Origin of the sequence: Oceanisphaera submarina (assembly GCF_046521305.1) — a bacterium.
Lineage (GTDB): Bacteria > Pseudomonadota > Gammaproteobacteria > Enterobacterales > Aeromonadaceae > Oceanimonas > Oceanimonas submarina.
In genome coordinates, this window is sequence record NZ_JBKGFN010000001.1 from 218636 (window position 1) to 241736 (window position 23101).

Sequence of the window (23101 nt, forward strand, 5' to 3'; positions counted from 1 at the left end):
GCAAGAGACGCTGCCGATGACAAATGATGCACTCAAACAGACACTGCAGCTGCACCGGCTCGAGGGTCTGTGTCGCTTCAGCCCGGAGCAGATCGCCATACTGTTGCACGCGACCCGGCTGGGAGAGGATGCTCTGGCACTGGCCCTGCTACCGCTGGCCCGGCAAAAAGCACAGGTACCCGTATCCGGCTTTCGGGTGGGTGCCATCGCCATTGGCGGCTCCGGCCACTGGTACCTGGGCGCCAATATGGAAACCGGCGGCCTCCCCCTGAATTCTGCACTGCATGCGGAGCAGGCTGCCATTGGCCATGCGGCGCTCTTTGATGAACACCACATCGAAAAAATCATTGTCAGCGCCAGCCCCTGCGGTCACTGTCGCCAGTTTATGCATGAACTCAATCAAGACAGCCTCATGCTGGTATTACCCGACGATCACTTCATGCTTGACGAGCTGCTGCCTCATGCCTTTGGCCCGGCGGATCTGGGTCAGTCTTGCGGCATGCTAAACAGCCCGATCGGCTCGCTTGGCCAGCAGAACGACCAACAACCGACGGCGCAAGACCTGGCTTGTCTGGCCGCCCAAGCCGAAGCCAATGCCAGCTACGCTCCTTATAGCCACAACCGCGCCGGCGTGGCCCTGTTGCTGGACAATGGACACATCTGCCGCGGCCGTTACCTGGAAAACGCCGCCTTCAACCCCAGCCTGGGCCCCATGCAGCTCGCCCTGAGCCAGCTGTTTTTGCAGGGCTATGGCGCCGACCAGATACGACGCGCCTTTATCGTGGAAGCCAGCGCCGATGTACAACAGTATGATGCCGCTGCCCGGCTGCTGGGTCAGCTAAGTGCAGTCACGCTTGACCGACTGGTTTTATGAGTCCGGGTTTATATGTATCGGAATATAAGCTGTTAACACCCGGTAAGGAGTAAATAGATTGCTCTCCTCCCTTCATAACAGCATCAATCGGCGAAAGTCTTTCGTCCCATGAAGGAATGGCTGAGGGTGTTACCGTCCACCAGATCCAGCTCGCCACCGATGGGCACGCCGTGGGCGATGCGGCTGACGCCGACGCCATGGCTGCGTGCTATATCGGCAATGAAATAGGCGGTCGCTTCCCCTTCCACCGTGGGGTTGGTCGCCAGGATCAGCTCTTCGAACGACTCGGCAGCCAGCCAGTCGGCCAGATTATCCAGTCCCAGCTCTTCCGGTCCTACGCCGTCGAGAGGCGACAGATGCCCCATCAACACGAAGTAACGTCCCTGATACTGACCGGTCTGCTCGATAGCCACCACATCGGCCGGGCTTTCCACGATGCAGAGCTGACCGCTGATGGCCCGCTTGGGATTGGCACAAAGCGGACAAATCTCTTCTTCGGTGAAGGTGCGGCACTGGCGGCAATGGCCAATCTTTTCCAACGCCTGATCCAACACATGCGCCAGACGACGGCCACCGGCACGCTGACGCTCCAGCAGAGCAAACGCCATCCGCTGGGCCGATTTGGGACCCACGCCGGGCAACACTTGCAGGCTCTTGATCAATTCATCCAACAGGGGGCTAAAACGCATGAGGTCACTCGGGAGGTAAAAACAGGAAACACGGGAAACAGAAAACAGAAAACAGAAAGCCGGGATCTTATTCCCGGCTTCATACAGGCAGTTGCCTTAGAACGGCATCTTGAAGCCAAATTCTGAGGAATGGTACATGAGCCAACATAAGCTTACAAGCCATCAATTTATCAGGGTGCTTTGTTAGGTGTAATCAGTTGCATCTAACAAAACGCGCCTGTTTTTGGCCCCTATGTGACCCCCGAAAATCAGCCCGCCTTGAGCGGGCTTTTTTGTTTCTACTTCAGGTGATCATAAAGCTCAAGCCACTGCTTCCGGCGTTGCCGCTCATGCCGGTATGACGCCCGGCAATGCGCGCCCTGCCAGAAAAAGGCTTTATCGATTACGGTTTCGAGGCGCTGCCAACCTTTCGAGCCGCCGCGGGAGCGGCGATAGGTGCGGCTGGATAGCGTCTCGTCAATATCGCCACCGAGTGCGGCATTCAGTAACTGATCCAGGCCGATACCAATGGACATCAACCAGTTGGGATTTTTCATGGGTCAGGCTCCTATAGCCAGCCGATCACGTAAGACTGAACCGCTTCTATGGTGTCCAGCGCCACTACGTCTGCTTTCATTTGGCGTTGTCTGCTGTGGATCTCGAACCCGCGCAGCCCTCTGGCGGCGGCCATGGAATCGGCCAATGCTTGCAACTCGGTCAGCGTCATGGGTACATCAACGTCGGCAGCGGATGTCCAGAAGAACCCCGCCGGCAATGCAGCCAGGGCGTTGCCCAGTGCCAGGGTTTCCGCCATCCGGTTTTTCGATGCGGTGCCGCCATCCCATTGGTGGCCGCCGTGCTCGAACTGCAGATTCTCGGCTTCCTGGGCATCTCGCCACTGATTGATCTCGGCATGCTTGGCTTGCTGGTGAAAATCCAGCGACCACTCATCGCCTTCTTTTGCTATCAGCTCCCAGTCGTCGGCACTGCCGTCCGGGGATGCCAGCACATACTGACCGGCGCCGGGCTCAGGCGGCGGCGTGGTCTTAAAGGGCAGTGTGACGCTGGCGGGCAGGATGCCGGTAATGGGCTCGCGGGTGGTGGGGTCGTAAAGGTGTTTCATCGGTTTCTCCGAATCTGAATTTGCTGCATAACGTCACGGACGTTTTCGCGCTATTAAACAGGTTGCATGTGGTCACAGGCGACGCGTAGGCTGAGGCTCCCGCCCGAGTTCCACGCAGGATTGTCCCAAGCCGCCGCGCGCGAGCCGGAGTGGGAGCCGCCTGCCCGATAGCTGCCAAAGAGGCCGGCATAGGGCGTGCCGTAGGAATTACCGCGATTAGGCCCGGCCACCCATCCAGAGCCACCAGTGCCGTTAGCATTGGCACCCCATATCCACTGATGGCCGCAGGCCTGCTCCAGACCCAGCCGGCTGGTGTAGCCGGGCTGACGCAACGTAATCGGGATGGTCACCGACGCGCCACCCAGTGACTGGCCCTCGGTCACGCCCAGTGCCGCACTGGCGAACTCCTGGTAATCCAATATGCGGCAACCATGGCTGAGGGCGATTTCGTTGGCTTCGTACCAGCTCAGTCGGCCATAGGTCGCCGTACCGTCACCACCATAGGCCAGCGGGATTTTCGGCAGCACGGTGCCGCTGGCAACGTTACTGCCGGCGCGACTGGGGCCATCGCTGATGTGGTCGGTACCGCAGAAGTAGGCGGCCACCCAAATGCGCGTCTCGGGGTCGAACACAAAGCCCTTGAGGCCGTAGGTTTTAGGGCGGAACAGCAGATCCCAGATGCTGTACTCGTTCACCCCGGCGATTTTATCGATCTGCGCCTGGGTCCAGGGGTAGTTGCCACCCTGGTTGGTAAAGCCGGAGGTAGCAAAGGAGCCGGTGGCCGGGGTGGTGCCGGGGGCTGTGAGTGAGTAGTGAAAGCCGCCGATCAGCACGGCATCCGCCACCGGCGGGTTGCCCCAGTTGTAGGGCCCGGCATTGGTGGGCGCTTCCACCGCCACGGCGGAGCCGTCCGGCTTGACCCAGACGCCGTAGTTTTCACCGGCATTCAGGGTGCCGGGCATGGTGACGGCGGTGTCGATAGCAAATGTCACCACGCCGGTGCCAGTAAGCACCGTGGTGTTCGCTTTTATGCTCACCGCCCCCGCCCCGGTCTTTTTGATGCAGGGAGATTGCAGATCAGCCTTGGTCAGCACACTGGCCGCCAGCAGGTTGTTGATTTCGTCCTGGCTGTAGCTGGCCACGTTGCGCACCTTATCCAGGCCCAGGTTGACCTTGGCCTGGGCCGCGCTCTCGCCACCGGTGCCACCTTGGGTGAGCGGCAGCGGCAGCAGCTTGTGGGTTTGCGGGTTGAGGCTGCGCAGCAGCAGGTCGATCTGGCCATCGTAGAGCATCAGATCCCACTGGGTGGCGGAGGTTTCCTTCACCCACATCATGCCGGCGCGAACATAGGTAGGCCGGGCCGCGCCCTTGTGGTTGGAGTTAACGGCATCCCGGAACTGGGTGATCAACCCGGCCAGCTGGGTGCCGGAGGTGGCGGCGGGGTCGATGACCCCGAAATCGTATTGAGACATAAAACCCTATTATTGAATGCGGCGGCCGTAACCCTTGGCCAGATAATCGAAAGTGCGCGACACGCCGGCGCCCTGCTCGTCCAGAAACTGCAGATCAAAGCCGGTGTCGGTGATGTTGGTGATAACCTTGCGCTCGCCGGACAGCAACCCCTGCGCGTCCACCGCCAGCGACGGCCTGGCCATAAAGGGCGGCGCAAAGCTCACCCGCAGGCCTTGGGGCGGGCACACCAGATCCTGGCCGTCGGCCACCCGGTCCGGCATATCCACGGTGATGGCCATGGCCGACACTGCCGGAGTCACCGAGGCGGCAAAGCTGCGCAGGCGCAGGCGAAAACGAAACGCCCGGCCGGTGTATTCGCCAATGGTGAGCGGCTGCCAGTCGCCCCAGTCGGCAGGGGCTGCCGCCGCCGCAGTGTGGCTGATGCTGAGCTCGGCGCGAATGTCCCACTGGGACACGTCGGACGCATCCAGCTGATCCACGTCCGATAGGCTGGCCCAGGTGCTGAGGGTGTTAAGCAGGTCCACCCCCATGGCGGACAGGGTGACCGCGAGCCGACAGGGGTAGACATGGCCCAGATCCACCACTTCGTCGGCATAGTAGTAGCCCTCGGGTGATACCGAGTCGGCCCCGTAAGACAGCAGCGGCACAGCCGCCAGTGACGACCAGCCCGCGATATTGCCGGCATCCATCAGCCGCAGCTCGCCGTCCAGGGCATACACGCTGTCCGGTGTGCCGGGCCAGTTCGGCTCGTCCACCAGCTCCACCACGTTGGCATTCACCAGCTCGGCGGAAGACAGCTCGGCCCGGCGGGCCAGCAGGCTCTCGTTGCCGCTGGCGTCCACCGCCTTGATCAACCAGGCGCCGTTGCGGGCCGGCAGGGTGATGGAGGTGGTGCCGGCGGCAATATAGGGGGCAATGTCCTGGGCGCTGGCCCAGGTGGCGGCAGGGTCGGCGCTGTACTTCAGCCGGTAGTGGCTCAGGTCCAGATCCGTGACCGGCGGCCAGTTCAGCAGCAGCTGACCGCTGTTCACCACCAGTTGCAGATCGGCCACATCGGTGGGCGGTGCCATCAAGCCGAGCAAAGAGAAGGACTGCTCGCGCCATGCCGACCTGCTCACCACACTGATGGTGCGGGCGCGAATTTTGTATTCTCCCGGCAGGGTGTCGGATATATCGACCGACGAACCACTGATATAACCCAGCGAGGCATAACCCGAGTCGGCCGGTCGCCACACCTCCACCTCGGTGGCGGAAATGCGCGGATCCATGGGCAGTTGCACCGAAATGGTGGCCCCGGAGCGCACCATGGGCCCGGCCTGATAGAGATACTCTTCCAGGGTAATGTCCAGCGGCGGCGGCAGCTCGCCCGTGGGCAACAGGCTGGTGTCCGGCTCGGGCAGGGCCAGCCCCTGCTCTACCGCTGCATATTTGCCCGGGTTGTGGGCCATGGCGGTGATGGCGTAGGTGCCACCGTCCCGCTCCGAGTTGGAGATCACCCGGAACAGCCGGGGCTGCACGCTGGTGCTGGACAGCATCCATACCGCATGGGCCACCGGGGCAGCGCTGAGCGGCTCGGACAGGGTGATCCGGTTGTCGGCGTCCCAGCTGGCCACGGTGCGGCGCTCTACGGTGCCGGCGGGCAGTATCACATCCAGTTGCCACACCTGCCCCTGTACCGCGTCGGGCACGGCGTCCAGCTGCAGGGTGCTGGTGCCGGTTTCGCGCAGCCGGCCCGAGAGCCGGGCGCCGGCGGTGCCGGGATCGGACAGCTGAATGACATCACCGGGGCGCAGATCGGCATGGTCGGTGCCGGCCACATAGCTGACGGTTTCGGTCTCGGTGCGCTCGCTGAACAGCAGCCAGCGGCCAAAGCGGTGGGCCTGGCCGCGACTGGTGCAACCAAAAGCGACCACCTCCGCCTCTCGCCAGCCGTATTGCTCGATAGCCTCGGCGTCTTCCACCACCTCGATTTGTTTCTTGTAGTTGTCGGCGGGGTCATTCCAGGTGACCAGGGCCACCGAGTGCCGATTTTTAAGCGCGGTGCCACTGTATTCAAACTCGCCGTCGATGACGTTGGCGGGAGTGACCAGCCGCACCGGATCCGCCGGCATGTCGGCCACCGCCATCACCGAGTTGGTGCCCCAGTAGGTCATACCCCGGAACACAGACGCCAGATTCTGCAGCGCCTTGATGGCGTCTTCCTTGTTGGCCAGCACGGTATTGAAGGTAAAGCGCGGCTCTTCCCCACCGTAACCGTCGGACACCCGTTCGTCGCAATACTGGGCAATCTGATACAGGCCCCACTTGTCCACGTCTTCAATGCCGGCGCCATAACGCTTGTTGGTGGCGAGGTTGTAGTAGTGCCAGGCGGTGTTATCGGTCCAGGCCTGTTTAAAGGTGCCGTCCCACAACCCGCTATAAACCCGCGTTTCCGGGTCGTAGTTGCTCGGCACCGGAATGATAATCCCCTTCACATCGTAACTGCGCGAGGGGATCTGGCTGCCGAACTGACGGGCGTCCACCTCGATACCCACCAGCGCCGAGTCGGGATAGCTCAGCTTGGCGTCGATGATCTCGGTGTAGGAATAAAACCAGGTGTCGTTACGCAGCGCGGCTTTTTCGCTGTCTGCGGTGAGCCGGCGCAGTCGGATTTCCCAGGGCGCGGCACCGGGCAGGTTGATCCGGTAGCTGCGCTGATAGGGTGATGTGGTCTTGCCGCTGATGGTGTCGGTGCGCAGCTCCTGCCAGGCGCCACCGCCGGTGCGGGCGTCGATGGCGATGGCCACGCTGGTGCCGTTGAGGTCGCCGTTGCTCTGGTTCTGGCTGGTGAGCGCCGGCACCTGCACTGTGACCCGCACCGCATTTACCGCCGGGTTTTGCACCGTGCGCACGATGGGCATGACCGCCTTTACCTGGGCGTTGACGTACACCTCGGTTTCCACCGCCGAAAACCCGGGCAGATAGGTTTGCGCCGGGTAACCATCCCGGGTGTCGATGGTAATGCCGGAAAAGTTCATCTGGCCGCTGGCGGCCTGCACCGGGGTATTGTCCACATACACCGATTTCAGGCCATCCACCAGGCCGACGATGGGCCCCTCGCCCAACATGTCTATAATGCGGGCGGTGGAGGCGCTGCGCAGGGTGTTGGGATCCTCAACGGCAACACGCTGACTGCCACCGCCACCCTTGCCGCCACCCTTGGCGCCATGAATGTCTTGCATCATTAGATTTGCTCCGCCGTCATGCCGGCACTGATCACCACACTGCCGGACTTCACCCGGCCGCAAATAATGGGCACTGGCAGGCCCTGTGTGCTGGTGTTAACCGGGCCGTCAAACAAAAACGAGGGGCGCTGATCGGGGCGCTCGCGGTTGGCGTAGTCGGCGGCGGCCACGGGCGTGGTCATGTTGGTGACCATTTGCCCTCCGGCCACGGTGGCAGCCAACCCTGGCCCGCCCACCATGAAGGCCACCAGTGTCAGGGTAAACCCTGCAAATGCATCCAGGGCACCGCCCGCACCTGCCACCGCCGGCAGCAGGTGCAGCTCGGTGGTGTTGCCCAAACCAAGCTGCAACTCCTGTTCGGTCACGCTGTCTTCGCTCTCCGGCGAACCCCGCACAATGTGCCAGTTGCCCCTTGTTATCTCGTCCCGAAAACCCGGCAGCTGCACGCTGAGGGCGTGCACCGCCTCGGCGGCGGTGGTTACGTCCAGTTCAAAGCTGTCGCCAAAGCGCTCGGCCAGCGGGCCGTGTAAATACAGTGTTCTCATGCGTCCCCCTCGTATCTCAACCACAGCGCAATATGCGGCAGCCAGCGGGCGATGGGCTCGCGTACCGACAGCCGGGTGGGGTCCACCGGATTACTGGCGCACGGATGGTGTAACGCCAAACCCCGCTCCAGCAGCACGCCGCCGTGATTGGGCACCGGGCTGCGCACCTGGGCGATCCACACATCCCCGGGTTGCGCCTGGCGGGCGTCGATGGGCACAAAGCCGGCAGAGCGAAAGCCTTCGCCGTAGAGATCGTCACCGTTCAGCCACCACTCCCAGTTGCGCGGGTATTCCGGCAAGGTCACGCCCCGCTCGGTGCGGTAGTAATCCCGGATCAGCGCGTAACAGTCGGTGATGCCATGGCGAAAGCCCCGGCCCACCAATGGCGGCACGTCCACTCCTTTACCCCACCAGGCGATGGGGGTACAGCCGGTGCCGTCGGTGGCAATAATGCCCCAGGGTACGCCGGTGTTGATCTGGCCGCGCATATCGGCCTCGCTCGGGCAGTCCGGGTAATTCGGGTGGCTGTGCACCACCGCCAGCAGGCCCTCTTTCTGCGCCTTCAGCAGATCGCGCTTGGCGATGCGAAAGGTTTTTTCGGGCTCGTCGGCCACGTTGGCCACCTGCCGGCAATCGGAGACGGTGATTAGCCAGACACACTCCAGTGGATAACCGGCCAGCGCCTCGGCGGTTATCTGCTCATGGTATTGCTCAAACATGGTTAGCTCCTGAAGCGGCCCACGCCGGGGAAGCCGTAAAAAGGCAGCTCGGCATACTGGCCAAAGCGCAGGCGGCAGTCCGACAGCCGCTTGCCGCAGCGATCGTTATCGGCGGTGGTGGGCTCGCCGCCGGCGGTAAAGCAGGCCTCGCCGCTGTAGGGGCAGGTGACCCCCTCGTAAGAGAAGTCAGCTCCCGAGCGAAACCGGTAGCGATGGCTGCAGCTGTCACGCAGTATTTGCCGGGCCGGAATTCCGCGCCCCTCCTGATCCAGGGCGCTGCTCAGCTCAAACTGCATGACCGTTTTGTTATGACTGGTCTTGCGCTCCACCACGAAATAATCCACCGGGAACAAAGCCCCCGGGTCCGGATCGGTGCCGTCGTCCAGGTGGCGGCGGTAGGTGCGCAGCCGGCGAATGGGCATGCCCACCAGGTCATCGGTACTCAGCACCAGCGCCATAAAGGCCATATCCAATGACGACACCGTGAGTTTGGGGCGCGGCAGTGGCCCCTTTCCCGAATACTCAAAACCACTGGCCTGAATGGGAAAGGCAAAATATTCATTACCGGCAAAGCGCACCGGCTGACCATTGATGGGCTCGGGGGCGAAGCGCACCATGCCACCGCCGGTGCGGCTGGTGTCCAGCTCAAACAGGCTGATAATGGCGTCCTGCGCCAGTTCCTGCGCCTGGCTGTTGATTTTGTCGCTCATGCAGGGACCTCTTCGAAGGTGGCGGCGATCTCCCACCAGCCGGAGCGGCGAGCCCCGGACCATTGACTGCAGACGACTCTGATGGTGCGGCCCGTGTCGGGGGCGGTAAACCAGAACGCCTGCACCCCCGCGTGCTGCTCGAAGAAGGCGTCTATCGGCTCAATCAGTGCCGGGTAATCGGCAAAGGTCAGGCTGTAGGTTCGTAACAGGATGTTGATGCCGTCACTGCTGCGCTGGCTGTAGCCGTCGCCGAATTGCGCCTTTTTCACCCTCGGCTGGGCCTGGGGCTGGCAGCTTGCCGGGGCCCATGTGAATGTTTCCATGCTCCACCTTATTGGTTCAGTACGCCGCCGGGGCGCAGTTCGTTGTTGAGCACCTCGTAGGTGGCCCGCCTGGCGGTGGCATAAATGGCCGCCAGGGCCTGCGGGTCGGCATTGGCGCTGGCCGCGCCCCCTTCGATATGAAAGTGCTGGACAACCTCCACCCTGACCCTGCCGCCTTTACTGCCGGCCTTGTTCTCCCGCTCCAGAAACCGGGTCAGATCGCGGTTAAGCGCCGCGCCGGTGACTCGTTCGCCTTCGGCCAAGTTCCAGGTGCCCTCGTTGGGTACATAATCGATGCCGTCGTGAGCCTGGCCCATGATGGTCTGCGCAGCGATGGCCGCCACTGAGGCATAGCCAATGCCACGAATGACTTGGGCGTAACCTGCGCCGGCGACCGGCCCCATGCCAACAGGCGGCGGAGCTAGGGCGGCGGTGGCAGCCATTTCGGCGTTGATAATGGTCTGAGCAATGGCGATGCCTTTTTGGGCAATAAACATCGCTTTGTAAATGCCGGATTGCTCACCCGCAAAAGTGCGGGCCAAATCGGCCATGGTGCCAAATGCACTGCCGGCTATGCTGAGCTTCATGTGATTGATTTGCTGCTCGGCGGCCAACTCGTTTTCACGGCGGCGATTTTCCAGTTCAGTAATTTGCTCGTCGTAGAGAGCTTTATTCTCTACTTCCAGCTCGCGATAATTTTTATACTCATCGATGCGCTGTTGATATGCCTCACGCATTCTTTCGGTTTCTTGCTGAATGCGGACCAGTTCGCCAAACTCCCCGCCTACCTGAGGGCTGAGCCCCCCCACCTCGGGCAAGCCCTGAAACGTCTGACTGGCAATGCTCTGAGCTACACCGCCCCGGATCAACTCGCCACGAGGGCCTTGCAGCCCTTGAGCATCCCGCTGCTCTTGCGCCAGATCACCGAGTCCGCCACTGGTGTATTTATTCCAGCGCTGCTCTTCAATTTCCTTCAGTCGGCGGGCGGCTTCCTCATCAATAGCGTTTTTGGCGAACAAGAACTGCTCGTGGATGATCAAGTTCTGGCGGTAGTAGCTCTCGGTCTGGGCCAGGCTATCGGCACGCCAGTTTTCCACCTGCTGCTGTTCGTTGGCGTTGAGGCGTGACAGTTCTTGCAGGTACTGCTGGGCCTGCTCTCGCTGATTGGCCAGCTTCTTGGCCGCCGCATCATCCGGTTTAAGTGGCGGTAAATTTAAGTCCTTTTCCAGCTTTAGCCCTTCCAGGTGCGCGTCGGTCAGGGCCTGCCGGTTTTTCTGTGCTATGTCCAGCTGGGCGTTGTAGTCGGCAATCTGGTCGTTAACCCGCTGCTGCTCGCGGAGAATATCCGCTCGGGCTGGGGCATCGCCCCCATCGGTATTGGCCAGATTTTCCTTGACCCGTTGCAAATCGGCGAGTTTACCCTTCAGCTCTTCGGCTTCGTACATCAGACGGGTGTAGGTCACCCGCTTCTCGGCGGCGCTGAGCTTGTATAAGCTGTTTCTGAACTCATCGGTGGCCTGGGTCACCTCGCGGGTTTTATCCCTAGCCAGTTCGGTGCGCTTGCTGTATTCCCACAGAGCAAAACCTGCCAGGGCGGCCACGCCCATCGGGCCACCCAGCAACGCCATGCCCGAAGCCAGAGCACGGGTGGTAGTGGTCATGGCCACCTGAGCGATAGACGCGGTGCGGGTGGCGGCAGCGGCGGCCGTCGTGGTGGTGGTCACCACCGCATTGGTCCGGGATAATTCAGCCTGAGCCAGGGTTAGCGCCCGGGTGGTGCCGGTGGCGGTCGTTTGCGCCGCGGCCAGGGTGCGCTCGGCGGCGGCCTGCTGGGCGGCCAGAGTCGCTTCGGTACGGCGTATTTCACCCAGCCGGGTCAGTGACATCTGGCGGCCGGTGGCGCTGATCTGCGCCTGCAGGCGCTGGGTTTCCAGCAGGCGTTCGGCGGCCAGTTGCTGCTGCGTCAGCTGAATGAGTCGCAGCCGTTCGGCGGCCTCAGTCTGGGCCTGTTGCGCTCGTTGCACTGCTATGCGCGCCGAGGTGACGGCGGCGGTCTGCTCACCGGCGGTGCGGCGGGCGGTTTGAGCGGCGGCCTGTTGCTCCTGGGCAATACGCTGGGCGGTTTGCGCGGTGGCGGCCCGCTCGGCGGCCATACCCTGCAGAGTGGCGGCGGTTTTGCTGGCAATGCCGCCGGCCAGTCGCCCCACATACAGGGCGGCCAGCGCGCCACCAACGGTGGTCAGGTTATCCATTACCTCGGCGGCGCCACCGGCTTCGGTTATCCAATCGCGCAGCCCGGCCACGCCCTCGTTCAGGCCCGGGCCCAAATCGGCAATCAGGGCATTAGCCAGGCCCTGCGTGGTAGCCGACAGGGTTTTCATCGCCTGATCCGCGGCCACTATGCTGGCGATGTCGCCATCGTCCAGCGCTACGCCCATGTTGCGGGCCTCGGCGCTGAACTGCTTCAACAGCGCGCCGTTGTTCTCCAGCAGCGGCAGCAGGCGGCTGGCGTCATCGGCCAGCGCTTCCATAAAGAAGATGCGCTGCGAGGGCTCTTTTATCTGGTTCACCGCCTCGGCGATTTTCAATAACTGCTGATCCGGAGACAGCGAACGCAGCTCGTTGATGTTCAGATTGAGATTTTCGAAAAGGTCTTTCGCCTCACCGCCACCGGTGGCCACAAAGTCGCCGATTTTGTCTGAGGCATCTTTGAAAATGTCGCCCATCTTCTCGGCGGAGAGGTTGACCTGTTCACCGGCATACTGCCACTCCATCAGAGTGCCGGTGCTCACCTTGAGCGTGCGCGACAGTATCTCGGCATCGGCCACCAGTCGCGCCTGCCCCTGCAACGCCCCTACGGCGAACACGCCAGACAGCGCCGCCGCCGCGGTGCGCGCGGTGTTGGTCATGGTGGCCAGGGTGGCGTCGGCTTGCTGGCTTTGGCGGTCAAACTGCTCGGTGCGCTTGTTGGTATCGCGCAAACTGCGATCGTAGCGGCCTGCCGCATCGGACACCGACTTGAACGCCCGCACCCCGCCGGACGGGTCGCCGGTGATCACCAGGCCGGTGGTAAAGGTTTTTACCATGGTAGCCTCGAATTTCAGGTATAAAAAAACCGCCCGAAGGCGGTTTTTAGTTATTCAATCTTATCTCTAAGTATTCGACAGAAAAAAGAACACAAGAGAGAAAAGTATAACAGCACCTATGGCTGTTCCTATTTGTTCAGCGGCAAGGCCTTGCCTCTCAACTTCAGCCTCTACCTTGTCAGCTTCTTCATTCAGCGTGGCTGCAATGGCTTCCATTTCTTGAGCTAAGCACCCATATATCTCAGCCAGCGCTTCGGGAGGCACAGACATGAAAAATGCCTCAACCTGATCACTCAGATCAAGCCCGGCCGTATGTACGTTGCCGCCAGCCAATGCAACCTGCCTAACAACTTCCATGCGAGCATTAGCCAGCTCTCTGACTGCCGGCCGGTTAGCGCGATAAATGATTGTTCCATCATCAGCAACTACCTTTTGATAATAATCACTAGGTTTTCTGAGCGGTTTAAATTCCGTGCCTCTCTCCAAGTACTCGACTTCTTTCACATCCATGGTTATAGCGTCCTCGTCAAAAAACACACTATAACCGAGCCGTCAAAATAGATCTAAATGACGTTAAAAAGTCATTGCAATATCAAATTAGCGGCTGGCTTGCTACGCGAACTGCATGGCCCGCACCTTTATTACGCCGGCAGCACCAACGGCGGCAGGTTGCGGGTATTAGCCCGACTTTCAATGGCCGTCAGCGATCGCCTCATGGTCTCGGCGTCATTGCAGTTCTGGGCCAACAGCCGAATTTGCCAGAGGGTGGTCCCCATCCACTCCATATAATGGCGCATGGCCAGGTGCTCCAACCGGATGGCGGCTGTTTCGTATCCGTGCCGCGTGAGTTCGGCAATCAGATAGCTGGTTGGCGACCAGCCGTCCCCGCTGCCAATATGCGCCGGCAAGATCCGGAACCGCCCCGGGCTGGATTCAACAGGGGTCACGCTGGGGTGCAGGCAGCGCTTGATCCAGTCGGCCATGGAGTAGTTGAGCTGTATTTGCACCGGTGCAACCGGCAGGGTCTCTTTAGGCAGCAACTGGCCCTCAAGAATGATCTTGTGCACATACTCCACGGCAGCGGGCAGCTGCTCGGCGGTTAGTTCTTTTACACTATCGATGGCAAACCTCTGGTGCACCATTCGCCACGCATCGGAGTAGCTCAGGTTGGTGCTCTTGCCGATCAACATATTGACGGCATCTTTAAGTGGCGTCCGTTCATCTTTGGTGCTGTAGCTCGGCGCGCTGGCCACTTCTTTATCCAGCACATCCAGCACCCACTTGCGGAACGCTTTGGCCACCCTGGTCTTGGAGAATATTGCTACCAGATGTGCACCGCGCAGGGAGAAGACCCGCACCTCTTTCATAAGATTACCTGAAGCCCTCAGGTTAAGGATCTGCGTCATTCCATGGGTGAACTCGTCCTGATTGCGCTCATAAATCTGTGAAACAGCATTGGGTTTTTTGTACCCAAGAGCTCTCGCCAGATCTACCGCAGTCAGCCAGATTGAGCTGTTATGGTTAACCACGTTGAATTCAGTATCGTGGAATGCGAGTTCAGTATTTGCTATATTGGTCATGTCGATGCCTTCTTTGTTAGTTTGGTTTGACACTTGAGCCCCGACTGCTGCAACGGTCGGGGCTTTATCTTTCTTACAGTTCAGTCTTCTCACTTTTAACACTTTCCTTTAATCGCTGAATCAGCTCTGAGTTCAGTGACCGACCGTTATCCTTAGCCAGCTTCTGAAGCAAAGCTTTTAGCTCTGGTTGCATACGCAAACCAAAAGGCTTTACTTGTCGTGTTTGCATTTTTTTCTCCTGCGAGTGAATTACTACACGGTGTAATCATTACACCGTGTATCTATTCCGTCAAGCCTCTTTTGACTACACTGTGTAGCCTCTTTGCCGAGAGCCTCAAATTGAGGTTCTCGGGTGAGTGCCGTAAACAACACAAGGTCACCATGAGCAGAAACATCGCCCCTTTCGGAGTGCGCATGCCCTCCGAACTTAAAGATAAGGTTGAAGAGGCAGCCAGAGCTTCTGGCCGCTCTATGAACGCCGAGATCGTCCATCGCCTGCAGCAATCTTTTGCGGGTGGTGCCGGCGTTCCTGAAAACCTGCTTGACCAAATAATCGCGAATAAAGGCGGCAAACCACTTGACCCCGAATCCATTGATCCAGAGGACATAGCTCAAGCTCTTGTCTGGGTTGGTGAAGTTCAACGCAGCCTCATTACACGAATGCTCAACGCCACTAAAGCCAAAATCGACGAACAGCCCTAGTGTAAAGCCCTTTTTCACCTGTTTTTGATAAACCCATCCTTTCAAAACGATGGGTTTATTTTTGAGCAGAAACCCTGATGAATAGGTGCGAGTGTCATACGCGCACCCTATCTGTTGGCACTCTGTCAACCACCTGCATAACGCAGGTGGCTAAGCTGCACGGTTACCATAACCGCTCAGATGCCAAGTAAAGGTGTGGTCATAATAACCACCCCCTTCAGCCATGGTCATAATAACCACCCCCTTCAGCCATGGTCATTATGACCATACCTGCTGCCCCACCATCCACCTCCGTTACCATTATGGTGATGCTAATACCCAGTGACGTCCCCATAATGATAACTGTTATGCACAGTGACGAGCCGCATGTGTCATTGAAGTCAGTAGTTGACGGCCTTAGCTTAAGCTGGCCAGCGCAGTACCGAAAGATTAAAAGCGACATGAGAAAATTTGGGTGTTGCCTTATAGCAACACCCTCAAAAAGTGGACTGAGAGGGTCAAATTGACCCTCTCAGGTCTCCGCAAATTGCGGCCCCCTTTCCCTCCTGGGCGTTCCACAGCAAGCGGCATGGCAACCGTATTCGTTATGAAGACGCTTGCCGGCCTTATCACCTGCGTTGTCAAAATGACAATGGTTACCGAGCGACCCCGCGCCTGCATCATACAGGCGGTTGTTTTTAATACTTCATGGCGAATTCCATTGACCGTCAATAGGGCTACCCCAATCTGAGGCATCCTCATATGAGCATACCTTCGGTGGCTATCATGACCACGGTTTCCGAACAGCGACAGGTCAGTGTAAAGCCCTTTTTCACCTGTTTTTGATAAACCCCCTCTCTTCAGCGGAAGGGGTTTATTTTTGACCAGATCCCCCACTTCAGCAGCCCTCCTTTCCGCCGGTTACAACTTCCCCCTCGCACAACCACGCCGATGCTGAACCACGGTTTTGCCACAGCAACGAAAAAATATCAAACCCTTTTGATTCAATCACTTAGGTTGTCAAATGTGACAACGTGGCGGCTTCCATCCTACGGAATCATGACTTGATCGCCTCGATCAGTACTGCCACACCGGGCAGCAGCTGGCCCAGTGACCAGAGCCCGGCCACGATCACCATGGCCCAGATCAACCGCCGGGTTGGGGTATTTGCTGAAATCATGTTCAGTGTCTCCATAAAAAACCCCGCTCGATGGCGGGGCTATGCGGCGGACGGGAACACCATTCTGATCTGCCCTTTCACACCAAACACCTGCGAACAGCGGGCGGTGAAGTCCTGATAGTCGCAGGAGGTGTTGGCCAGCATGGTGACCGCGCCAATCTGGCGATCCAGTACCGCCGCACCGCCTTCGCTCAGCCATTGATGCAGCTTCTCGCCACCCTGCCGGCGGCCCTTGATTTCGGCCAGCACCTCGGCGGGCATCACGGCCTGATACACCCACTGCATGGTAATGCCGCCGTAAATGGCCGGAGTACCACCCTGGTGTCCGCAATAGGCGGTGTTGGTCACCTTTGCCAGCGCGTGGTAATAGTCGGGCGGAAAGCGCCGCTCCCATCCGGCTGGTTCGTGGCGAAGCATTTGCAGCATGTATTCGGTCATGCCGGCTGGTGCCAGGGAAGATCGGATCAGTTCGTCTATCTGCAAGTCGCACCAGACAGAAAACTTGGCGTCGCACCAGCGAGCAAAGGCAACAGCAAGCTTAGGATGCAGCCAAGTCCCGCCCCCTCGGTCCATTCGGGCCTTGCTGGTTTTTACATACCCGGATTTCCGGGTATCTACGATGTTGGATTTTTTTCCGCTGGTCACCTCTTCCAGGGCTTTTACGTAATCCAGTGTTTCAGCATTCTCCAGCCAGTGATCAAGTCGCTTATTGAAACGCTTGGCCACCTCAGTCGCATTGATCCAGCCGTCGGTGTTGAAGCTGACGGCCTGACCCTGAAACTGGTGCTTGATGATGTTCGTCATGGTGCGTCTCCACCCTCCGGATAAAAAGGGTGCAGGAAGGGCGCCGTGGAGAGCAGCCGGCGCCCGTTCGGGAGCTACCCTATCCTGCAAAAAAGTCGCACTCCCAGGGTGGCTGAAGCGGGCCACCCGGTTCGGTGATCGGCCTAGGGAGTGCATAAACAAAAAGCCCCGGCAAATGCCAGGGCCTATAAATGAAAAAACCCGCTCGATGGCGGGGCTAGTGCAGTTTCAGCGGCATCTGGGCGATGGCTTTTTCGCCCCGCAAAGCTCAAGCATGTACCTGATCTCGACCTCCCCCAGTAGGAACCATTCCCCGTGTTTTCTTAGATTCGCGAACTTGCGATGGAGGGTGCTTTCAAGCTTGCTGTCACCGGGCACCTTCATTATCAGGCTCAAGCCGTCAGGCGACATGCTCGCCAACTCAGAAGACCTCTTGGCAAACCTTTTCGTAGTCCCGATCTTGGTCAAGCCGCTGATTTTGGATTTGAAGGCGTAGACGAATGACTCTCCCGCCCTTCTGTCTCGACTGTTTCTCACACTGAACGACAATCCTGTCAGCATTGCCGCATTAACAAAATGGTGCTCCTTACAGCCCACCCGCTTTAACTCCTTAGTGAATTCGTTGATCAAATCGAACGCTTCCACTTCATCTTCTGAGCGTCCAGCAAGGAAATCAGAATAAGCTTTCCCTGCCCTGTTAGCTGCAGCAATCAGTTTCATCATCTTTGTTCTCTCCTCTCTCCGGAGAAAGGGTTGCAGGAAAGGGGCTGTGGAGAGCGCCAGCACCCTGTTCGGCTGTACGGGCCTATCCTGCAGAAACGAAAAAGCCCCGGCAGGTGCCAGGGCTCAGGAACGAAAAAACCCGCTCAAGGCGGGTTCTTGGCTGACCGTAAAGCTCTGGCCAGTATGGGGGCACTCTAACGCCAACGTTTGCCACTATCAGCCCCCCTGCCGATCAACGCTGGTTCAGCAACTCCAATGCCCCGGTTTCAATTTGCCCCACTTGGTGCAAACAGGTGCGGCGGTCGGCCACCCCCATCATGTCCATGGTGGCAGCCAGGGCGCTGGCGTCCAGCCCCTGGTAAAACGCCCCGGCCATGCCGGACACAATGCGCCACTGGCGGGAGCAGGCGCGGAATACCTCCCACGCCTCAGTGTGCTCGGGCCAGATGCCGATGGTTTCCGGCTCGGTGTGTTTTTGTTCCAGGGTGATGCCCATGATTGCCAGATCGGAATCCAGCTCGTTTTTGCCACCCCGGCCGGCGCCGGCCCAGGCCCGGCCGAGGTCGATCAGTTTTTTGCGGCGGCCTCGGTGCGGCAGTTCTGCGCGAAGAACCAGCTGCGCACCAGCGGAATGCGCACATAGGTTTTTTTCAGCAGTTGCTGGGCCAGCTCGGGGGTGAATGCCACCGGTTGGCCCTGCTCGTCAAACAGCTCGGACAAACCGCGCAGATCGTCCGCCACCAGCTGGGCGTCATCCAGTTTCTGGGCGTTGATTTTGTCGATGCGTGCCTGGGCCTCGTCGTAGTCGTACAGCTTCCAGGTGGCCTGGATGCGGCTGGGCTCGGCCTCGCCGGGCACCTGAATGTCTACCGGCACGGTAATGTCCGGAATGGTTTTGATAATCAGCATGAAAATTCCTTATTTAAACGTGATAGTGAGCTCGTCGTCGCCCAGGTCCGGCAGGGCACGCAGGTCCATGGCGTAGTGCACAATGCCGTCGGAGTCGGAGCGGCTGATGCTGCTCAGCTGGGTTTTTGGCAGGGCAAACTGAACGATGTTGCCGGCCACGGTGCCGTGGGTGAGGTCTACCGCGCCCAGGGTCACCTGCTCGTGGGATTCCAACAGGGCGAAATAGTCCTTGGTGGCGATGCTCGGCGCCTCGATTTCGACGCTGCCAGCCACCGCGCGGTCGGTGATCTGCACGTTTTCGCAGCCAATCAGGTGGCGGTGGGTTACGGTGTTGCCCAGGTTCACGCTGAGCGACTGGCCGCAACCGGCGTGAGCATGCACACTGAACGCCACCGTGTTGGCCTTGTTGACCGGGATCTCATCCACGATGTTGACCAGGGTCTGGGCCAGCGCCGTGGCATGCGCCACCGGCCGCTGATACAGTCCGGTGAGGGTGAATTTCATGGTGGGCAGCTCTTTGGCGGTGAGCGCGAATTCTACCGTGCCCCGGCAACCGGGCACCCGCTGCAGCTGACCGTCCTCAACAAACCACACCGTGAACGACTCATGATCATCCGTGGCCGGGGTGTAACTGACCGACGTGGTCGGGGTCACGGTTTCCGCCAGGCCACAGGCGCGCAGCAGCAGGCCAAAGTTGGGCGCGGTGCCGGCGGCACCCGAGCCGGCCAGTGGAATGGTGGCGGTCACCGTGGTGAAGGGCGCCACGTTGATCTCGGCGTTGGCCCCGAACTGCTCGCGCAGCCGGGTACGCTCAACCCGGTCGCCTTCATAGGGGCTGCTGTCCAGCTCGGAAATGGTGAGCAGGGTGGCGGTGGCAATGTCGGGGGACACGCCATAGCTGGCCTCAACCGCGACCAGCAGGGCCTTTTTTCTCGTCTTCATTGGTGTTCACCTTCTGTTTGGCCGGCGCGGCCGGGGGCTGGGGTTGGGCGTGGCCGGAGCGCTGTTTCAGCTCCCGGTCACCGTGTTCGTTGATGTGGTAGCTGCCACCAGATGCCATGGGGCCTCCTGTTATGTACTGCGGATTACTTGTTGATACTGATAGGCTTCACGCCAGAGGATCTGATGGCCAAACACGCCAATCTGGGCGCCACCAGCGTATTCAAGGGGGCTGACTGCATCGTCCGACTCCAAACCCAAAAGAACTCCTCGTGCTGCGGCGCTCATGTCCTCCAGTTGCAGGGCATTACCTGCCAGCACCACCGCCAGTTGCTTGATCACCGTCTGCCGAACCGCCATGCTGGCCAGGGCGTTGTCCTGGGCCGTGGCCCCCAGTACGTGTACAAAGGCCGCCGTCGGTGCCGCATCAGTCGCCATGGCCGTGGTTTGCAATTCGAAATGAGCACGAAATTGCCTCTGGTCGAATTCATAGTCGGTGGCAGCATCGGTTATCTCCGCCCCCACCGGGCCGGCATGTACCGCCACCGCATCCACAAAGCCGTCGGCCATGGGACGCAGGGCGTCAAAGCTGGCGGCCCGCAGGCTGACCAACCAAGTGTCGGTGCGGGCAATGGTCCAGCCGTCGGCCTCAATGTTGCGCCGGCTGGCGAGTTGGTAAACGCCGTGCTGATCCACCTCTAAATCCGGCGGCAAGCGCAACGGATAGGTGTGCCCGGCGGTGACCTGATCACCCAGGCTACGCACCAAAGGCACCATGTCCACGGCGCCGATGTCGGCCTGACTGGATGCCTGGGCGGCAATACCCACACCGGCCAGCGCCTGTATGATGCTGTCGATCATCGAATTCGCTCCAGGGATTCACTTAATCCCTTGTAAAACCGTTGTTCACCGCCGGCTTGCCCCCGCTCCAGGGCGGGCCCCATAAACGGGTTGGCCTGCATGCGCTTGGTCCCGTGCTCCTGCCAAATCCCCTTTTGTGTTTGCCAGCGGCCTTTCACCTTTCGGTTCGGACCAACCAGCAAGGCAACGGTGCCGGCGGCAATCCCCAGCCTCCTTTTCACGCGCGGAGACAGGTTGCGGTGGTTCACAGCCCGGGCGAGATCCCCCGAATCCTTGGGGGCCAGCTGCTGGGCGGCCTTTTTAATGGGTTGCACAAACTCCACCAGGCCGGCACGCACCGCCCGCGTTTGCAGTCGGCGCTCCAGCTGTGCGAGTTCTCGCAGCATCTGATCAACACCCTGGTGGCTGACATTCAGCTCAAACCCACTCATGTACCATCACCTCCAGTTCAATGCGGCGGCCGTCCACATCGATGGGGCGGCCATCGATACGGTAAAGCTGGCCGCCATGGCGCAGGCGTAGTGACTTGCCAGTGGCATCCGCCACCGGCTGCCGCCAGCGCATCCGGATGGTAGCGGTGGTTTCACTGTTGGCCTGATCGGCGGCGAACAGCAGCCGGCCACGCAGCTGCCGCACCTCGGCCCAGACGGTAATGCCAGGCACCCAGGCGTCGCCACGTTCGCCGGAATCGCTGCGGACATTGGGGTTCAGCCATTCCAGGGTCACGCGGTGCCGGTATTTGCCGGCTCTCACTCCACTCATAAATCACCCGATGATAGTGGGACGATACTGTTGTATGAGAGCATCGAAAGTCAGCGGCACCTCGGAAGTAATGGTGCCAATAACTACCGACTCACGGTTGGCATACCAGTGGCCAATGAGGAACAGCACGGCCAGCCGCAGGTCATCGGTGAGCGGCTGTTTGCTCTCGGCGCCCTCGGCCGCAGGATCCCAGCCCGCCAATGGCACCAGTGTTTTCTGAATGCACACCTCAACGTGACGGGTCGCCGCCTGCAGCAACATCTGCAGGTATGCGTCCTCGCCGGTGATGTCGTCATCCAGTCGACACTGGGCGCGTATGTCCTCAATGTCGATCATGGTGGGTTACTCCTTATAGGCCTCGGCCACCTTGATGGTTTTAATCAGCCGTTCGGATTCCTCTGGCTGGAAACCGGCGATATCGCCTTTGACGTAGCGCCCCCAGGCCTTGATAAAGAGGATCGGGGTCAGTTTTTTGGCCGCCGAGGCAGCGGGCTTTTTGGTCTCTGCAGGTGTGGTCATGCTGTGATCTCACTATCGATATTTAGAATGGCGCCGGACGGGCCGGCGCCGAGGGATTACCAGGTCACACCGGTACCCAGCACCAGGCCTTCGGGGTGGCGGAAACCAATGTCGTGCTCAGCCACGACGCGGATCAGCGACTGGTTGCGGGCAAACGCCGACACCAGGTTGCCGCCGGCATCCTTGTAAGTGGCCTCGCGGCTGAAATCGACGGTGAAATTGCCGTCCTCGCCGATCACCACATCGTTGAAATCGGCAAAGTAGATTTCCGACTCGTTAGTACCAACTCCCAGGTTGGCCGGAATGGTGTTGGTGTGCTCGATGGGATAACCCTTCAACACGCCCTGGGCCATTTCCGGGTACACCTTGTTGCCGTTGCCGTCACGCAGGCCAAACAGCTTCATGTAGGTGCGCGGAGACAGACCCCAACCACAGGAGACCATCAGGCTGTTGGATTCCATCAGCTTCAGGATCAGCGAGTCTAGATAGGCGTCGATGCCGGCCAAGTCGGCGGTACCGCTCCAGGCTTCGGTGCGGCTGGCGGCGGTGGCCACCGCTTTCATACCCGTGGGCGTGTTGTTGGTGCCGTCATCACGCAGGAAGGCCTTGTCTTCGCGCACGGCCATGGCGTTGATGATGTCGGCCAGCACCAGCTGCTCTACCTGAAAACCGGCACGGCCGATCAGCTGGTTGGACAGCGGCACCAGGGTGATCATGGTCTTGGCCGACAGTTTCACATCATCGAACTCGGCTTCGCTCGCCAGTACATCCGCGCCTTCACCCACATAGCCGGCGGTGGCGCCACCGCTCATGCGCGGCATGGACATATTGCCGTTGGGCAAAGGCACCGAGCGCGCGCCGAGCTTGCGAACGACGGTGCGGTTACGCAGCAATTCGATCACTTCATCCGCGGTGTTCTGCGGGATCAGGGCGCCGCCGGATCCCGCAGCGGTCTCGATGGCCATGGCCACGTCGCTGTCACCGATGGTGTCGTGAGCAAAGTTAACGGCCTTGTCCAGGTCACCCTTGCCGGCGGCGATGGCCATGGTGATCCGGGCCATGCTGGCACCGGGGTATTGCTGCAACTCCTGTTTGGTGTGGACCGCCGGGCCCTTGCCGCCCAGCGCCTTGACCGGGGCGGCCTGCTGGGCATTCATGCGCTCGGCCGCTTCCAGCCGGGTAATCTTGGCGCTGAGGTTGTCAAACTCGGTGCTCAGGGTTTCGAACTCGGTCAGTTGTTCGGCGGTGAGCTCGCCTTCTTTCTCTTGAGCGGCCAGACCCTGGATCTGGGCGTTCACTTCGGCACGCTTGCGGCGCAGTTCTTCAATCAACATAGTCACGGTTCTCCGTTAACAAAAAAGGCGGCCCGAAGGCCGCCATGGGTTGTTTACTCCGCCG

The 23101-nt window shown here is 60.0% G+C and carries 29 protein-coding genes; 3 read left to right on the forward strand and 26 right to left on the reverse strand.

Translation table 11 applies throughout. The annotated features are described in order from the left end of the window. Positions 1–16: 16 nt before the first annotated feature. Complete coding sequence (gene cdd / locus ACLEIV_RS01100) at positions 17–874, forward strand: cytidine deaminase (protein WP_410454820.1); 858 nt, start codon at positions 17–19, stop codon at positions 872–874. 83 nt (positions 875–957) lie between these two features. Here the strand turns inward: cdd and recR are convergent, their stop codons facing one another. From recR to ACLEIV_RS01165, 13 genes are all read right to left on the reverse strand, one after another. Beyond that, positions 958–1563, reverse strand: a complete 606-nt coding sequence (gene recR, locus ACLEIV_RS01105) for a recombination mediator RecR (RefSeq protein WP_410454821.1) — start codon at positions 1561–1563, stop codon at positions 958–960. Between the two features lie 278 nt (positions 1564–1841). After that, the gene (locus ACLEIV_RS01110) at positions 1842–2099 is read right to left on the reverse strand and encodes a hypothetical protein (RefSeq protein ID WP_410454822.1); all 258 of its coding nucleotides are present in this window, start codon (positions 2097–2099) and stop codon (positions 1842–1844) included. A gap of 11 nt (positions 2100–2110) precedes the next feature. Then, positions 2111–2665, reverse strand: a complete 555-nt coding sequence (locus ACLEIV_RS01115) for a DUF4376 domain-containing protein (protein WP_410454823.1) — start codon at positions 2663–2665, stop codon at positions 2111–2113. A gap of 53 nt (positions 2666–2718) precedes the next feature. Continuing rightward, a complete protein-coding gene (locus tag ACLEIV_RS01120) occupies positions 2719–4137 on the reverse strand; it encodes a phage major tropism determinant (protein WP_410454824.1) in 1419 nt (472 codons plus the stop codon). 9 nt (positions 4138–4146) lie between these two features. Beyond that, positions 4147–7362, reverse strand: a complete 3216-nt coding sequence (locus tag ACLEIV_RS01125; RefSeq protein WP_410454825.1) for a TipJ family phage tail tip protein — start codon at positions 7360–7362, stop codon at positions 4147–4149. Next, positions 7362–7907, reverse strand: coding sequence for a tail assembly protein (locus tag ACLEIV_RS01130; RefSeq protein ID WP_410454826.1), 546 nt, complete (start codon positions 7905–7907; stop codon positions 7362–7364). The genes ACLEIV_RS01125 and ACLEIV_RS01130 overlap by 1 nt, the downstream gene beginning before the upstream one ends. Beyond that, positions 7904–8626, reverse strand: coding sequence for a Mov34/MPN/PAD-1 family protein (locus ACLEIV_RS01135; protein ID WP_410454827.1), 723 nt, complete (start codon positions 8624–8626; stop codon positions 7904–7906). The genes ACLEIV_RS01130 and ACLEIV_RS01135 overlap by 4 nt, the downstream gene beginning before the upstream one ends. A gap of 2 nt (positions 8627–8628) precedes the next feature. Beyond that, positions 8629–9336, reverse strand: a complete 708-nt coding sequence (locus ACLEIV_RS01140; protein WP_410454828.1) for a phage minor tail protein L — start codon at positions 9334–9336, stop codon at positions 8629–8631. Further along, a complete protein-coding gene (locus tag ACLEIV_RS01145; RefSeq protein WP_410454829.1) occupies positions 9333–9659 on the reverse strand; it encodes a phage tail protein in 327 nt (108 codons plus the stop codon). Before ACLEIV_RS01145 ends, ACLEIV_RS01140 begins: the two co-directional genes overlap by 4 nt. Before the next feature lie 8 nt (positions 9660–9667). Beyond that, the gene (locus ACLEIV_RS01150) at positions 9668–12745 is read right to left on the reverse strand and encodes a coiled-coil domain-containing protein (protein WP_410454830.1); all 3078 of its coding nucleotides are present in this window, start codon (positions 12743–12745) and stop codon (positions 9668–9670) included. 66 nt (positions 12746–12811) lie between these two features. Further along, positions 12812–13255, reverse strand: a complete 444-nt coding sequence (locus tag ACLEIV_RS01155; protein WP_410454831.1) for a hypothetical protein — start codon at positions 13253–13255, stop codon at positions 12812–12814. 131 nt (positions 13256–13386) lie between these two features. Further along, positions 13387–14418, reverse strand: coding sequence for a BRO-N domain-containing protein (locus ACLEIV_RS01160; RefSeq protein ID WP_410454832.1), 1032 nt, complete (start codon positions 14416–14418; stop codon positions 13387–13389). Further along, the gene (locus tag ACLEIV_RS01165; protein WP_410454833.1) at positions 14399–14554 is read right to left on the reverse strand and encodes an Arc family DNA-binding protein; all 156 of its coding nucleotides are present in this window, start codon (positions 14552–14554) and stop codon (positions 14399–14401) included. The genes ACLEIV_RS01160 and ACLEIV_RS01165 overlap by 20 nt, the downstream gene beginning before the upstream one ends. A 152-nt stretch (positions 14555–14706) precedes the next feature. Between ACLEIV_RS01165 and ACLEIV_RS01170 the strand changes: the two genes are divergently transcribed. Together ACLEIV_RS01170 and ACLEIV_RS01175 are read left to right on the forward strand one after the other, a co-directional pair. Beyond that, positions 14707–15027 (forward strand): Arc family DNA-binding protein, encoded by a 321-nt coding sequence (locus tag ACLEIV_RS01170; RefSeq protein WP_410454834.1) that lies wholly within the window; start codon positions 14707–14709, stop codon positions 15025–15027. A 347-nt stretch (positions 15028–15374) separates the two neighbouring features. Then, positions 15375–15533, forward strand: coding sequence for a hypothetical protein (locus ACLEIV_RS01175; protein ID WP_410454835.1), 159 nt, complete (start codon positions 15375–15377; stop codon positions 15531–15533). A gap of 530 nt (positions 15534–16063) precedes the next feature. Here the strand turns inward: ACLEIV_RS01175 and ACLEIV_RS01180 are convergent. From ACLEIV_RS01180 to ACLEIV_RS01240, 13 genes are all read right to left on the reverse strand, one after another. Further along, on the reverse strand, positions 16064–16186 hold the full coding sequence (locus tag ACLEIV_RS01180; protein WP_410454836.1) for a hypothetical protein: 123 nt from the start codon (positions 16184–16186) through the stop codon (positions 16064–16066). 39 nt (positions 16187–16225) lie between these two features. After that, positions 16226–16990, reverse strand: a complete 765-nt coding sequence (locus ACLEIV_RS01185) for a KilA-N domain-containing protein (RefSeq protein ID WP_410454837.1) — start codon at positions 16988–16990, stop codon at positions 16226–16228. 228 nt (positions 16991–17218) lie between these two features. After that, positions 17219–17713 carry a GIY-YIG nuclease family protein gene (locus ACLEIV_RS01190; RefSeq protein ID WP_410454838.1) on the reverse strand — a complete coding sequence of 165 codons (495 nt, stop codon included), beginning with the start codon at positions 17711–17713 and terminating at the stop codon, positions 17219–17221. A 232-nt stretch (positions 17714–17945) separates the two neighbouring features. Continuing rightward, complete coding sequence (locus ACLEIV_RS01195) at positions 17946–18209, reverse strand: DUF1799 domain-containing protein (RefSeq protein ID WP_410454839.1); 264 nt, start codon at positions 18207–18209, stop codon at positions 17946–17948. A gap of 71 nt (positions 18210–18280) precedes the next feature. Beyond that, positions 18281–18622: a hypothetical protein gene (locus ACLEIV_RS01200; RefSeq protein WP_410454840.1), complete on the reverse strand. Its 342-nt coding sequence runs from the start codon at positions 18620–18622 to the stop codon at positions 18281–18283. Positions 18623–18631: 9 nt separating this feature from the next. Next, positions 18632–19564, reverse strand: coding sequence for a phage tail tube protein (locus ACLEIV_RS01205; protein ID WP_410454841.1), 933 nt, complete (start codon positions 19562–19564; stop codon positions 18632–18634). Continuing rightward, positions 19527–19682 (reverse strand): hypothetical protein, encoded by a 156-nt coding sequence (locus ACLEIV_RS01210; RefSeq protein WP_410454842.1) that lies wholly within the window; start codon positions 19680–19682, stop codon positions 19527–19529. Before ACLEIV_RS01210 ends, ACLEIV_RS01205 begins: the two co-directional genes overlap by 38 nt. Before the next feature lie 11 nt (positions 19683–19693). Beyond that, the gene (locus ACLEIV_RS01215; RefSeq protein WP_410454843.1) at positions 19694–20422 is read right to left on the reverse strand and encodes a hypothetical protein; all 729 of its coding nucleotides are present in this window, start codon (positions 20420–20422) and stop codon (positions 19694–19696) included. Beyond that, positions 20419–20853, reverse strand: a complete 435-nt coding sequence (locus ACLEIV_RS01220) for an HK97-gp10 family putative phage morphogenesis protein (RefSeq protein ID WP_410454844.1) — start codon at positions 20851–20853, stop codon at positions 20419–20421. The genes ACLEIV_RS01215 and ACLEIV_RS01220 overlap by 4 nt, the downstream gene beginning before the upstream one ends. Next, complete coding sequence (locus ACLEIV_RS01225; RefSeq protein ID WP_410454845.1) at positions 20840–21184, reverse strand: phage head closure protein; 345 nt, start codon at positions 21182–21184, stop codon at positions 20840–20842. The genes ACLEIV_RS01220 and ACLEIV_RS01225 overlap by 14 nt, the downstream gene beginning before the upstream one ends. Before the next feature lie 3 nt (positions 21185–21187). Then, entirely contained in the window at positions 21188–21520 is a 333-nt protein-coding gene (locus tag ACLEIV_RS01230; protein WP_410454846.1) for a head-tail connector protein, read from the reverse strand. Between the two features lie 6 nt (positions 21521–21526). Beyond that, on the reverse strand, positions 21527–21703 hold the full coding sequence (locus ACLEIV_RS01235; protein ID WP_410454847.1) for a hypothetical protein: 177 nt from the start codon (positions 21701–21703) through the stop codon (positions 21527–21529). A gap of 56 nt (positions 21704–21759) precedes the next feature. Continuing rightward, the gene (locus tag ACLEIV_RS01240) at positions 21760–23037 is read right to left on the reverse strand and encodes a phage major capsid protein (RefSeq protein WP_410455084.1); all 1278 of its coding nucleotides are present in this window, start codon (positions 23035–23037) and stop codon (positions 21760–21762) included. Between the last annotated feature and the right edge of the window lie 64 nt (positions 23038–23101).